The organism is Enterobacter sp. H2G27 (genome assembly GCF_054403075.1).
Genome location: NZ_JBSVSI010000001.1, coordinates 3,139,331 through 3,152,181 on the forward strand (window position 1 = coordinate 3,139,331; position 12,851 = coordinate 3,152,181).

14 protein-coding genes are annotated in these 12,851 nt (G+C 56.4%); 3 read left to right on the plus strand and 11 right to left on the minus strand.

The window, feature by feature from the left end; genetic code table 11:
* Positions 1-37: 37 nt before the first annotated feature.
* Complete coding sequence (gene mltF / locus ACW9E7_RS14750) at positions 38-1,588, plus strand: membrane-bound lytic murein transglycosylase MltF (RefSeq protein ID WP_271368273.1); 1,551 nt, start codon at positions 38-40, stop codon at positions 1,586-1,588.
* Here the strand turns inward: mltF and tadA are convergent.
* Genes tadA through murQ form a run of 4 tightly spaced genes read right to left on the minus strand, consistent with a single transcriptional unit; the run spans position 1,476 to position 4,944 of the window.
* Complete coding sequence (gene tadA, locus ACW9E7_RS14755) at positions 1,476-1,982, minus strand: tRNA adenosine(34) deaminase TadA (protein WP_325849382.1); 507 nt, start codon at positions 1,980-1,982, stop codon at positions 1,476-1,478. The two genes, mltF and tadA, sit on opposite strands and share 113 nt — an antisense overlap.
* A 56-nt stretch (positions 1,983-2,038) precedes the next feature.
* Complete coding sequence (gene yfhb, locus ACW9E7_RS14760) at positions 2,039-2,674, minus strand: phosphatidylglycerophosphatase C (RefSeq protein ID WP_133294939.1); 636 nt, start codon at positions 2,672-2,674, stop codon at positions 2,039-2,041.
* A 3-nt stretch (positions 2,675-2,677) separates the two neighbouring features.
* The gene (locus ACW9E7_RS14765; protein ID WP_133294940.1) at positions 2,678-4,039 is read right to left on the minus strand and encodes a PTS transporter subunit EIIC; all 1,362 of its coding nucleotides are present in this window, start codon (positions 4,037-4,039) and stop codon (positions 2,678-2,680) included.
* An 11-nt stretch (positions 4,040-4,050) separates the two neighbouring features.
* Positions 4,051-4,944 (minus strand): N-acetylmuramic acid 6-phosphate etherase, encoded by an 894-nt coding sequence (gene murQ, locus ACW9E7_RS14770; RefSeq protein WP_367896869.1) that lies wholly within the window; start codon positions 4,942-4,944, stop codon positions 4,051-4,053.
* Between the two features lie 117 nt (positions 4,945-5,061).
* Here murQ and ACW9E7_RS14775 point away from each other — a divergent pair, with 117 nt between their 5' ends.
* Together ACW9E7_RS14775 and ACW9E7_RS14780 are read left to right on the plus strand one after the other, a co-directional pair.
* Positions 5,062-5,910, plus strand: a complete 849-nt coding sequence (locus tag ACW9E7_RS14775; RefSeq protein WP_136195575.1) for a MurR/RpiR family transcriptional regulator — start codon at positions 5,062-5,064, stop codon at positions 5,908-5,910.
* A 46-nt stretch (positions 5,911-5,956) separates the two neighbouring features.
* Complete coding sequence (locus tag ACW9E7_RS14780; protein WP_008502177.1) at positions 5,957-6,217, plus strand: YfhL family 4Fe-4S dicluster ferredoxin; 261 nt, start codon at positions 5,957-5,959, stop codon at positions 6,215-6,217.
* On the opposite strand, the gene acpS is transcribed toward ACW9E7_RS14780, so the two are convergent.
* The 7 genes from acpS to lepA form a co-directional block, all read right to left on the minus strand.
* The gene (gene acpS, locus ACW9E7_RS14785; RefSeq protein WP_023294331.1) at positions 6,214-6,594 is read right to left on the minus strand and encodes a holo-ACP synthase; all 381 of its coding nucleotides are present in this window, start codon (positions 6,592-6,594) and stop codon (positions 6,214-6,216) included. The genes ACW9E7_RS14780 and acpS overlap by 4 nt on opposite strands.
* Positions 6,594-7,325 (minus strand): pyridoxine 5'-phosphate synthase, encoded by a 732-nt coding sequence (pdxJ, locus tag ACW9E7_RS14790; RefSeq protein WP_143345406.1) that lies wholly within the window; start codon positions 7,323-7,325, stop codon positions 6,594-6,596. Before pdxJ ends, acpS begins: the two co-directional genes overlap by 1 nt.
* Before the next feature lie 33 nt (positions 7,326-7,358).
* Entirely contained in the window at positions 7,359-8,066 is a 708-nt protein-coding gene (recO, locus tag ACW9E7_RS14795) for a DNA repair protein RecO (RefSeq protein ID WP_133295452.1), read from the minus strand.
* Positions 8,067-8,084: 18 nt separating this feature from the next.
* On the minus strand, positions 8,085-8,990 hold the full coding sequence (gene era, locus ACW9E7_RS14800; protein ID WP_087449597.1) for a GTPase Era: 906 nt from the start codon (positions 8,988-8,990) through the stop codon (positions 8,085-8,087).
* The gene (gene rnc, locus ACW9E7_RS14805; protein WP_003860711.1) at positions 8,987-9,667 is read right to left on the minus strand and encodes a ribonuclease III; all 681 of its coding nucleotides are present in this window, start codon (positions 9,665-9,667) and stop codon (positions 8,987-8,989) included. Before rnc ends, era begins: the two co-directional genes overlap by 4 nt.
* Before the next feature lie 222 nt (positions 9,668-9,889).
* Positions 9,890-10,864, minus strand: a complete 975-nt coding sequence (gene lepB / locus ACW9E7_RS14810; RefSeq protein WP_048978831.1) for a signal peptidase I — start codon at positions 10,862-10,864, stop codon at positions 9,890-9,892.
* A gap of 15 nt (positions 10,865-10,879) precedes the next feature.
* The gene (gene lepA, locus ACW9E7_RS14815) at positions 10,880-12,679 is read right to left on the minus strand and encodes a translation elongation factor 4 (protein WP_008502183.1); all 1,800 of its coding nucleotides are present in this window, start codon (positions 12,677-12,679) and stop codon (positions 10,880-10,882) included.
* Between the last annotated feature and the right edge of the window lie 172 nt (positions 12,680-12,851).

Consider the following 12,851-nt stretch of genomic DNA (forward strand, 5'->3'; position numbering starts at 1 on the left):
CAAACTGAGGCAACCGGCGTCGCAGAGAATTAACTAATTGAAAAAATTAAAGATTAATTATCTGCTCATCGGCATTGTAACGTTGCTGTTGGCAGTGGCCCTCTGGCCTTCTATCCCCTGGTTCGGCAAAGCCGAAAACCGTATCGCCGCCATTCAGGAGCGGGGGGAATTGCGCGTCAGTACCCTCAACTCCCCGCTCATTTACAGCGACATCAACGGCAAAATCATTGGTCTGGATTATGAGCTGGCACAACAGTTCGCCGATTATCTTGGCGTGAAGCTTAAAATCACCGTCCGCCAGAATATCAATCAGCTTTTTGACGACCTCGATAACGACGATGCCGATATGCTTGCCGCCGGGCTGGTGTATAACAGCGAGCGCAGCAAGAACTACCAGCCGGGCCCGACCTACTACTCCGTTTCGCAGCAGATGGTTTACCGCGTCGGGAGCCTGCGCCCGCGCTCGCTGGCTTCGATTAACGACCGGCAGCTGACGATTGCGCCCGGCCACGTGGTGATTGACGACCTGCGTGAGCTCAAGGAGAAAAAATATCCCGACCTGAGCTGGACGGTGGATCCGAAACTCGGCACGACGGAGCTGCTTGAGCAGGTAAAAGACCAGAAAGTGCCCTACACCATTGCCGATTCGGTCGCAATCAGCCTGTTCCAGCGCGTGCACCCTGAAATCGCCGTGGCGCTGGACGTCACCGACGAGCAGCCCGTGACCTGGTTTAGCCAGCTTGATGACGATCAGACCTTCTCTGCCGCGATGCTTGATTTTTTCAACACCATCAATGAAGACGGTACCCTGGCGCGTCTGGAGGAGAAGTACCTCGGGCACGGCGATGACTTTGACTACGTTGACACCCGCAGCTTCCTGCGCGCGGTAGACAGCGTCCTGCCGGACCTGCAGCCGCTGTTCGAAAAATACGCCCAGGAAATTGACTGGAAACTGCTGGCGGCCATTTCGTATCAGGAATCCCACTGGGATACCCAGGCCACGTCCCCGACTGGCGTACGTGGTTTGATGATGTTAACCAAAAATACCGCGCTGAGCCTGGGCGTGAATGACCGTACCGATGCCGAACAAAGCATCAGCGGCGGTGCGCGTTATCTGCAGGATATGATGGCCAAAGTACCGGAAACGGTGCCGGAAGAGGAGCGGATCTGGTTCGCGCTGGCGGCCTACAATATGGGCTATGCGCATATGCTGGATGCGCGAGCATTGACGGCCAAAACGAAAGGCAACCCGGACAGCTGGTCAGACGTAAAACAGCGCCTGCCGCTGCTGAGCCAGAAGCCATGGTATAACAAACTGACCTACGGCTACGCGCGCGGGCATGAAGCCTACGCCTACGTGGAAAATATCCGTAAATATCAGATTAGCCTGGTCGGGTATCTGCTGGAGAAAGAGAAAGAGGCGACGGAGGCCAAACGGCTGGCTCAAAGCTACCCTGTCGTGGCGCCGGACGAACTTAATCGCCCGACAGCTTCAATTCTGCCTTTTGCTGCTTTTTCTGCTGACGGCGCATTCGAAAGAAATCACTTAATAGCCCCGAACACTCTGGTGCAAGCACCCCGCCGATAGTCTTCACCTGGTGGTTCATCCCCGGGTGACCCAGCACGTCCATCAGTGAACCGGCCGCGCCGGTTTTTTCATCCCGCGCCCCGAAAACCAGAGTCCCGATCCGGCTGTGCACCATCGCCCCGGAACACATCACGCACGGCTCCAGCGTCACATACAGCGTGGTATCAAGCAGGCGATAGTTTTGCAGCACCAGACCGCCCTGACGAAGCGCCATAATTTCGGCGTGCGCGGTAGGATCGTGGCGGCCAATGGGACGGTTCCACCCTTCACCAATCACCAGGTTATTGTGGACCAGCACGGCGCCTACGGGCACTTCGCCCTCGTCCCAGGCACGCTGAGCGAGCGTTAGCGCGTGGCGCATCCAGTATTCATGATTGTATTCAGGGTTGGACAACGGTTGATACTCCAGTCGAAAAGCGGCGGCATTATACACACCCCTTATGGATAAGACTATTCGAGTTGCTGGAGTTCACCTGACGGCGTGACGCGCCAGCGATGCTGGCAAAAATAGAGCAGCGGGTTGTCCTGTTTGCTGTCGCTGTAGCCGCTGTACAGGCGCAGCGGCGTACCGATGCGTTTCTCCAGCTGGACCACTTTTTCATGCCCCAGACAGCGCAGGGTTAGCACCCAGCCGCCGTAACCGCGGGCAATTTGCGTGGCGATAAGATTCACGCGCGGAAGCCAGGGGGTATCAAAGTAGACATGCTCCACAAGCGTCTGCGGGGAACCTGTAATCAGCCAGATGTCGGCATCGTTCGCGTCGAGGTAGCTGGTCAGGCGCGCCTGTACAACAGGAAAGGCCGCAACGTGACCGCGAAACCAGTGCGCAAAATCCTTTTCGAGCTGTTTGAGCCGCGCTTCGCTGTGCCCAAAGGTACATCCCCACAGCAGCAGACTCATCGGCCATCGCGCCGCACGGCCTTTCACCAGCAGCGCGATACCGATAACCGGTAAGAGCGGTAGCACGAGCAGCGCATTCAGAGGCTGACGCCGCAGCAGGTAACGCATAAACGTACCAAACATATCCTGCTGATGCAGCGTTCCATCCAGATCGAAAAAGACAACGCGACGCGCGTGATTTGCCAAACCTTACTCCTCTGGGTCGTTGAATCCTAATAGCCAGGTAAAAAGGAACCCGGCGATCACCGCTACTAAATAGCCTAACAGATAGAGCATCACTTTTCCGGTCACGATGGTTAATGCCAGCGGTAAACCGGAAAGCCCAAAGGTGATCACGGTGGCGACTTTCCAGTAGCTGATCAGCGCCCCGCCTACCGCGCCCCCCAGACAGGCCGCGAGGAACGGTTTACCCAGCGGCAGCGTAACGCCGAAAATCAGCGGCTCGCCGATGCCGAGCAGGCCGACCGGGAGCGCGCCTTTAATCATTTTCTTCAGACGCGCGTTGCGGGTTTTCATCAGGACGGCAATCGCCGCGCCGACCTGCCCCACGCCCGCCATCGACAGGATAGGCAGCAGCGCGTTATAGCCGTGCGCCTGCACCAGCTCGACGTGGATCGGCACCAGCCCCTGGTGCAGGCCGGTCAGTACCAGCGGCAGGAAGGTACCCGACAGCACCGCGCCAACCAGCAGCCCGCCGCGGTCAATCGCCAGAGACGCACCGTGAGCGATGGCTTCAGAGATCCACCCGCCTAACGGCTGGAGGGCCACAATCGCTACGCTACCGGTAATCAGGGTGGTCAGCAGCGGGTTGAGGATAAGCTCAATCGAGCCGGGCAAAATCGCTCGCAGCCTTTTCTCGATCCAGCACATCAGGATGACCACCAGCAGCACCGCAATCACCCCGCCGCGGCCAGGCTGAAGCGCCTCACCAAACAGCGTGATCTGCGCCAGCTGCGGGCTGGACAAGATGCCCGCCATCACGCCGCCCATCGCCAGCGATCCGCCAAACACCTTCGCGGTATTCACCCCAACCAGAATGTTCATGATGGCGAAAACAGCGCTGCCGAAGATCCCGAGAATCCCCAGCAGGTTCGGATACTGCGTGGCGAAATCCCCCACGATATCCGGTCGCTTGAGGATATTGATGATCCCGGTGATCAGGCCCGAGGCAATAAACGCCGGGATCAGCGGAATAAAGACGTTGGCCAGCTGTCGCAGCGCATCGCTCATCGGGGCTTTGTATTTGGCTTTCGCCTGCGCTTTAGTGCGCTCAGTATCGTCAATCGACACGCTCGCGCTAACGCCCATCAGCGCGCGCATGGCGTCAACAACCTGCGCCGCTTTCCCCGGCCCGACGATCAGCTGATGCTGCTGGCCCTGTTTCACGTAGCCGCTGACCCCAGACAATTGCTTCAGACGCGACACGTCAAGCTGGTCGTCGTCATGCACCTCGACGCGCACGCGCGTCATGCAGTTTTCGAGACGCTGAATATTTTTTTCCCCGCCGATCCCCTGCAGGATATCGCTGGCGAGCGCTGCTGTTTTGTCCATAGACGCCTCTGTTAGTTTTCTAATGCCGCCCGTAAGAAACCGTTATGCGCATCGAGTTTGGCTCTTGCGGTCGCCGCATCCAGCCCGCTTAAGATCATCAGAATGGCAGGTTTAACATCATGATCGGTTTGTTTGAGTACCGCTTCGGCCTCTTCACGGCCTGCGCCCGTCGCCTCCATCACCATGCGGCAGGCTCTGTCCACCAGCTTGACGTTGGTGGCCTGCATATCCACCATCAGGTTCTGATACACCTTACCGAACTTCACCATCGCGCCGGTGGAAATCATATTGAGCACCAGCTTTTGCGCGGTCCCGGACTTGAGGCGCGTGGAGCCGGTGAGCGCTTCCGGCCCGACCACCGGAGAGATAGCGATAGCGGCCACCTGCGCAATCGGGGAGCCCGGATTACAGGAGATGGCCACCGTCGTGCAGCCGGTCTGGTTGGCGTATTCCAGGCCGCCAATGACGTACGGCGTGCGCCCGGATGCCGCCAGACCGACCACCAGATCCTTCTCCGTCAGATTCAGCGCCTTCAGGTCATCCTCGCCCAGCTGTTTGTTATCTTCCGCCCCTTCAACGGCTTTCAGCAGCGCACCGGGTCCACCGGCAATTAACCCAACGACCAGACCATGCGGCACCCCAAAGGTGGGCGGACATTCTGACGCGTCCAGAACTCCAAGACGCCCGCTGGTCCCCGCGCCCATGTAAATAATGCGTCCACCGGCCTTGAGGGCTTCCGCCGCCGCATCGACCGCTTTCGCCACATCGGGTAATGTCCCTTTCACTGCCTGCGCGACCAGCGTATCCTGTTGATTAAAGCGGTTAACCAGCTCCAGGGTGGAGAGCGCATCCAGATCCATGGTTTGCGGGTTACGCGTTTCAGAAACAAGTGAGCCAAGATTCATTTTTGTACCTCAAGAATTTTTAATTCATAATAATCACACTATAATGGAATATAAAATTCATTCAGGCGAGCAAAATTCGTATTTGCGCAGATAATCACATTTTCGCCAGGAGACCGTATGAACTGTTTAATTCGCATTCGCCAGCGCTACGCAGGCTTTGCCCAAAGCGACAAGAAGCTGGCGGATTTTCTGCTTTCTCAACCCGATCGCGCGCGCCACCTCAGCTCGCAGCAGCTGGCGAGTGAAGCCGGCGTGAGCCAGTCCAGCGTGGTGAAATTTGCCCAGAAGATTGGCTTTAAGGGCTTCCCCGCCCTCAAGCTGGCGATCAGTGAAGCGCTGGTCAGTAACCCTAACCCGCAGTCCATGCCGGTGCATAATCAGATCCGCGGCGATGACCCGATGCGGCTGGTTGGAGAAAAGCTGATCAAAGAGAACGTGGCGGCCATGCATGCGACGCTTGATGTGAATACCGAAGAGAAGCTGCTGGAGAGCGTGGCGATGCTGCGCGGCGCGCGGCGAATCATTCTGACCGGCATCGGCGCGTCCGGACTTGTGGCGCGTAACTTTGGCTGGAAGCTGACGAAAATTGGCCTTAACGCCATCGTCGAACAGGATATGCACGCCCTGCTGGCGACCGTACAGGCGATGGATCCTGACGATCTGCTGCTGGCCATCTCCTATTCCGGCGAGCGCCGCGAGATCAACATGGCCACCGACGAAGTCCTGCGCGTCGGCGGTAAAATTCTGGCGATCACCGGTTTTACGCCAAATGCCCTGCAGCAGCGGGCCACGCGCTGTTTATATACCATTGCCGAGGAGCAGGCCACGCGCAGCGCGGCTATCTCGTCCACCAGCGCACAAATGATGCTGACGGACCTGCTGTTTATGGCGCTGGTGCAGCAGGATCTGGAGCGAGCGCCAGAGCGCATTCGCCACAGCGAAGAACTGGTAAAGAAACTGGTTTGACGCGTATAATGCCCGCCCAGTTTGTGTTGTTTCTGAGAATTTCCTGATGGCGCTGTTAATTACCAAAAAATGCATTAATTGCGATATGTGCGAGCCCGAATGCCCGAACCAGGCCATTTCGATGGGCGACAGCATTTATGAGATTAACAGCGACCGCTGCACCGAATGCATCGGCCACTATGAAACGCCGACCTGCCAGAAGGTGTGCCCGATCCCGAATACCATTCTGAAGGATCCGGCGCACGTCGAGAGCGAAGAGCAGCTGTGGGATAAGTTTGTCCTGATGCACCACGCGGACAAACTTTAACTTTCGATGATCACCGTTGCGCTGGCATAGTGGCGTTCATCCGCGATCGTCACGTGCATGTGATTCACGCCCAGCTTCTCTGCAAGCTTTTGCGCCTCGCCCCATAAACGCAGGCTTGGCTTACCCAGCTCATCGTTAAACACTTCAAACTGGTTGAACGCCAGACCGTTACGAATGCCGGTCCCGAAGGCTTTGGCCGCCGCCTCTTTTACCGCAAAGCGCTTTGCCAGAAAACGCACCGGCTGCTGATGCGCTTCCCAGATGGCCCATTCGTTATCGCTCAGCACGCGCCTTGCGAGGCGATCGCCGCTGCGGGCGATCACCGCTTCAATGCGGGCTATTTCAACGATATCGGTACCCAAGCCCAGAATGGCCATTACTGACGCGCTTCCTGCATCAGGCGTTTCATTTCTGAAACCGCCTCTTTCAGGCCGCTCATCACCGCGCGGCCAATGATCGCGTGACCGATGTTCAGCTCGTGCATTTCCGGAATGGCGGCAATGGCCTTCACGTTATGGTAGGTCAGGCCGTGACCGGCATTGACCTTCAGGCCCAGGCTCGCCGCGTAGGTGGACGCTTTAGCAATACGCTCCAGCTCTTTCGCCTGCTCGGCATCGTTTTTGGCATCAGCATAGCAGCCGGTGTGAATTTCGATATACGGCGCGCCCACGTCGGCTGCCGCTTTAATCTGGGCGAAATCAGCGTCAATAAACAGAGAAACCAGGATACCGGCATCCGCCAGGCGCTTGCAGGCATCGCGCATTTTGTCGAGCTGGCCGGCCACATCCAGACCGCCTTCGGTGGTCACTTCCTGGCGTTTTTCCGGCACCAGGCAGCAGAAGTGCGGCTGAGTCTCACAGGCAATGGTCAGCATCTCTTCGGTGACCGCCATCTCCAGATTCATACGGGTGTCCAGCGTCTGGCGCAGAATGCGCACGTCGCGGTCAGTGATGTGGCGGCGGTCTTCGCGCAGATGAACGGTAATGCCGTCGGCGCCAGCCTGTTCAGCGATAAATGCCGCCTGAACCGGATCGGGATACGCCGTGCCGCGCGCATTACGCAGCGTGGCGATATGATCGATGTTGACGCCTAACAGTAATTCAGCCATGACAATCCTCGGTTTTCTTTTCGATTCTGTGGTCTAACGTTTCGGCACAAACTGCCTGAATAATTCGCGGCTCTTTAAGGGCTTGCCGCCAAGATACGGCTTGAGGGCAATCCGGGTAAAGCGTTTTGCTGCGCGCAGGGTATCCTGATCGGGAAATTCGCGCTCATACAGCGCCCGGAGCTGGCGCCCGGTAAAGGTGCTGTTGTCGATCACGACGCTGGCAATAAAGCCTTTTTCTTCGCGGTAGCGGTAGGTCATGGAGTCTTCCACTTCGTCACCGCTGCCCGCACAGTGCAGAAAATCGACCCCGTACCCAAGATGACCCAGCAGCGCCAGCTCAAAACGCCGCAGCGCAGGCTCGGGCGTGCCGGTTGCGCCAGCTAGCGCCTGGATACAGTGCAGATAATCAAAGAAAAGTTCAGAGAAGCGAGTCTCATGTTCAAGAACGCGAGAGATGAGTTCATTGACATACAGACCGCTGTAGAGCGTGATGCCGGAGAGAGGAAGCGCCAGGGAGACGGCTTCGGCGCTGCGCAGGGTTTTAACTTCCCCTCGCCCACCAAAGCGAACCAGCAGCGGCGTGAAAGGCTGTAGGGCGCCTTTCAGGTTAGAACGTTTGGAACGTGCGCCTTTGGCAACAAGGCGCACGCGGCCCGACTCTTCCGTGAAGACGTCCAGCATCAGGCTGGTTTCGCTCCAGGGACGACTATGCAGAACGAAGGCGCGCTGCCATCCTTCCATCATACTCGTCGTCTTGAGTTACTGGTCTTCGCCGTAACCGAGGCTGCGCAGAGCACGCTCATCATCGGCCCAGCCAGATTTCACTTTCACCCACAGTTCGAGGTGAACCGGCGCTTCGAACATCTCCATCATGTCCTTACGGGCTTCAATGCCGATGGTTTTGATCTTGGCGCCTTTATTGCCGATCACCATCTTCTTCTGCCCTTCACGCTCAACGAGGATCAGGCCGTTGATGTCGTAGCCGCCACGCTCGTTGCTCTGGAAACGCTCGATCTCCACCGTCACAGAATACGGCAGTTCAGCGCCCAGGAAACGCATCAGCTTTTCACGAATGATTTCAGACGCCATAAAGCGCTGAGAGCGATCGGTGATGTACTCTTCCGGGAAGTGATGAATCGCTTCCGGCAGATGCTTACGCACGATGCCCGCGATGGTGTCCACGTTCAGACCCGTCTCCGCAGACAGCGGAACGATGTCGAGGAAGTTCATCTGGCTACCCAGCCACTGCAGATGCGGCAGCAGATCGGCTTTTTCCTGCACGTTGTCCACTTTGTTGACCGCGAGGATGACCGGCGTTTTGCCGTCACGCAGCTTGTTCAGCACCATCTCGTCGTCCGGCGTCCAGCGGGTGCCTTCCACAACGAAGATCACCAGCTCCACGTCGCCAATTGAGCTGCTCGCCGCCTTGTTCATCAGACGGTTGATGGCACGCTTCTCTTCCATGTGCAGGCCCGGGGTATCGACGTAGATCGCCTGATACGCACCTTCAGTATGGATACCGACGATGCGGTGACGCGTGGTCTGCGCCTTACGCGAGGTGATAGAAATCTTCTGCCCAAGCAGATTATTCAGCAGAGTGGATTTGCCAACGTTCGGACGTCCGACGATGGCAATAAATCCGCAATAGGTCTTTTCTTCGCTCATTCCAGCTCCAGCATTTTTAACGCCTGTTCGGCGGCAGCCTGTTCAGCCTTACGACGGCTTGAACCTGTGCCCACCACCGGTTCACTCAGGCCACTGACCTGGCAATGGATGGTAAATTCCTGATCGTGCGCTTCACCACGAACCTGCACCACCAGATAAGACGGCAGCGGCAGATGACGGCCCTGCAAATATTCCTGCAGACGCGTTTTCGGATCTTTTTGTTTATCGCCCGGGCTGATTTCGTCCAGACGGGTCTGATACCAGTTAAGGATCAGCTTTTCTACGGTCTGGATATCGCTGTCCAGGAACACACCACCAATTAATGCTTCGACCGTATCGGCAAGAATAGATTCACGACGGAAGCCGCCGCTTTTCAGTTCACCCGGCCCAAGACGCAGACATTCGCCCAGTTCAAATTCGCGCGCGATTTCCGCAAGGGTATTACCCCGAACCAGCGTGGCGCGCATGCGGCTCATATCCCCTTCATCCACACGCGGGAAACGATGATAAAGCGCATTCGCAATCACGAAACTTAAAATAGAGTCGCCTAAAAACTCGAGACGCTCATTATGTTTGCTGCTGGCACTGCGGTGGGTTAATGCCTGTTGCAACAACTCCTGATGATGAAAAGTGTAGCCCAGCTTCCGTTGAAGCCGATTAATTACGATGGGGTTCATGCGATACCAATAAATGAATGCGTCAAAAATGCAGCACACGAAACCGACCTGAGAAAACCAACGCGGTTTCGTGTGCCGTGGCACCCTTGCAGGGCCAACCTTAAACTTCGGGGGAATATTCTATACACAACGACAGGGGATGTCGTTAGTTCGAAGAGATTTATCGTGGAAATAATTCACGTAGCCGCTAATTAAAGCGGCTACGCGTTCATTTATTGAGAATTAATGGATTCCGCCGATACGATTCAGGCGTACACCGGTCGGCCATTCGCCTTCCTGCTTCTCAAAACTCATCCAGATGGCGGTAGCTTTACCGACCAGATTCGCTTCCGGCACAAAGCCCCAGTAACGGCTGTCCGCTGAGTTATCGCGGTTGTCACCCATCATGAAGTAATGCCCTGGCGGTACAATCCAGCTCGCGAGCTGCTGGCCCGGCTGACGATAGTACATACCCAGCTGATCCTGCGCGATCGGCACGGTGAGGATTCGGTGCGTCACATCGCCCAGCGTCTCTTTACGCTCAACCAGACGAATGCCGTCCTCTTTGGTTTCACCTTTCGGTACCTGGAAGAATCCGCTGGTCGCTTCGCCGCCGTTACGACGAGCAAAGGTCTGCACAAAATCACTTGGCTCAACGTTTGAGTAGGTGATTGGCAGCGCGTTTTCGCATGCGGTACCGGAGCTGCAGCCCGGCTGAACGGTGACTTCTTTCGCAACCGGATCGTAAGTCACTTTATCACCCGGAAGACCTACCGCGCGCTTGATGTAGTCCAGGCGCGGATCTTCCGGATATTTGAACACCACGATGTCGCCGCGTTTCGGATGACCCGTTTCGATCAGCGTTTTCTGGTAGATCGGATCTTTAATGCCGTAGGCAAACTTCTCTACCAGAATAAAATCACCGATCAGCAGCGTTGGCATCATTGAACCTGATGGGATCTGGAACGGCTCGTAAATAAACGAACGTACGACCAGCACAATCGCCAGCACCGGAAATACCGAGGCGCCCGTTTCCAGCCAGCCCGGTTTCGGGCCGACTTTCTTCAGGGTTTTCGCGTCAATCTCATCGCCAGTGGCTGCCTGTGCGGCAGCCTGACGTTCGCGACGTTTTGGGGCGAAGATAAACTTATCCAGACACCACAGCAGACCTGTCACCAGGGTAGCAATGACCAGGATCAGGGCAAACATGTTCGCCATGCCAACTCCTTAAGGTTATTTGCCGTCTTTACCAACATGAAGGATGGCAAGGAATGCTTCCTGCGGCAGCTCGACGTTACCGACCTGCTTCATACGCTTCTTACCTTCTTTCTGCTTCTGCAGCAGCTTTTTCTTACGGCTGACGTCACCGCCATAGCACTTCGCCAGAACGTTTTTACGCAGCTGTTTCACGGTGGAACGCGCGATAATATGGTTGCCAATGGCCGCCTGAATCGCGATATCGAACTGTTGACGCGGGATCAGATCTTTCATCTTCTCAACCAGCTCGCGGCCACGGTATGGCGCATTGTCGTTGTGGGTGATCAGCGCCAGCGCATCCACACGCTCGCCGTTGATCAGCACGTCCACACGCACCATGTTGGAGGCCTGGAAGCGTTTGAAGTTGTAATCCAGTGACGCATAGCCACGGGAGGTCGACTTCAGACGGTCGAAGAAGTCGAGTACCACTTCCGCCATCGGGATTTCGTAGGTCAGCGCCACCTGGTTACCGTGGTAAACCATGTTGGTCTGCACACCGCGCTTCTCAATACACAGCGTAATGACGTTGCCCAGGAACTCCTGCGGCAGCAGCATGTGACATTCGGCAATCGGCTCACGCAGCTCGTGAATATTGTTCAACGGCGGCAGCTTGGATGGGCTGTCGACGTAGATCACTTCTTTCGAGGTGGTTTCAACTTCATACACTACCGTCGGCGCGGTGGTGATCAGGTCCAGATCGTATTCACGCTCCAGACGCTCCTGAATGATCTCCATGTGCAGCAGACCAAGGAAGCCGCAGCGGAAGCCGAAGCCCAGCGCCGTTGAGCTTTCTGGCTCATAGAACAGGGAGGCATCGTTCAGGCTCAGCTTGCCAAGGGCATCACGGAAGTTTTCGTAGTCGTCAGAGCTGACCGGGAACAGGCCCGCGTAAACCTGCGGCTTCACCTTTTTAAAGCCTGGCAGCGCTTTTTCTGCCGGATTACGCGCACCGGTCAGGGTATCGCCCACCGGCGCGCCGAGGATGTCTTTGATGGCGCAGACCAGCCAGCCTACCTCGCCGCATGTCAGCTCGGTGCGATCAACCTGTTTTGGCGTGAAGATACCCAGACGGTCGGCATTGTAGACCTGTCCGGTACTCATTACCTTGATTTTGTCGCCTTTGCGCATGGTGCCGTTTTTAATACGCACAAGGGAGACAACGCCCAGATAGTTATCGAACCAGGAGTCGATAATCAGCGCCTGCAGCGGGGCATCCGGATCGCCTTCCGGGGCCGGAATATCACGCACCAGGCGCTCCAGCACGTCGGTGACGCCGACACCAGTTTTCGCGGAGCAGCGCACGGCATCGGTCGCGTCAATACCGACAATATCTTCAATCTCTTCCGCTACGCGCTCAGGATCGGCGGCTGGCAGGTCGATCTTGTTCAGAACCGGCACAACTTCGAGATCCATTTCCATCGCGGTGTAGCAGTTTGCCAGGGTCTGGGCTTCAACGCCCTGCCCGGCATCCACCACCAGCAGCGCGCCTTCACAGGCCGCGAGCGAGCGTGAAACTTCATAGGAGAAGTCAACGTGGCCTGGGGTGTCGATAAAGTTCAGTTGATAGGTTTCACCATCAGCCGCTTTGTAATCAAGCGTAACGCTCTGCGCTTTAATGGTGATACCGCGTTCGCGTTCCAGGTCCATGGAGTCCAGAACCTGGGCTTCCATTTCACGATCAGACAGGCCACCGCAAATCTGGATAATACGGTCAGACAGCGTCGACTTACCGTGGTCAATGTGAGCAATGATCGAAAAGTTACGTATGTTCTTCATATAGTTAAATAATTATGCCTTACGAATTCCTGGAGGCCGCTGTTCTTAGCCTGACGTTTTTCAGTGCGAAAACGCAGCATTCTACACTACATCCTCGCTACCTGGAAATGCACTTAGAGACTGGTATAGCGTGAAGAAAGGACGTTTTCTGTTTTAGGGTGTAAAAAAAGAT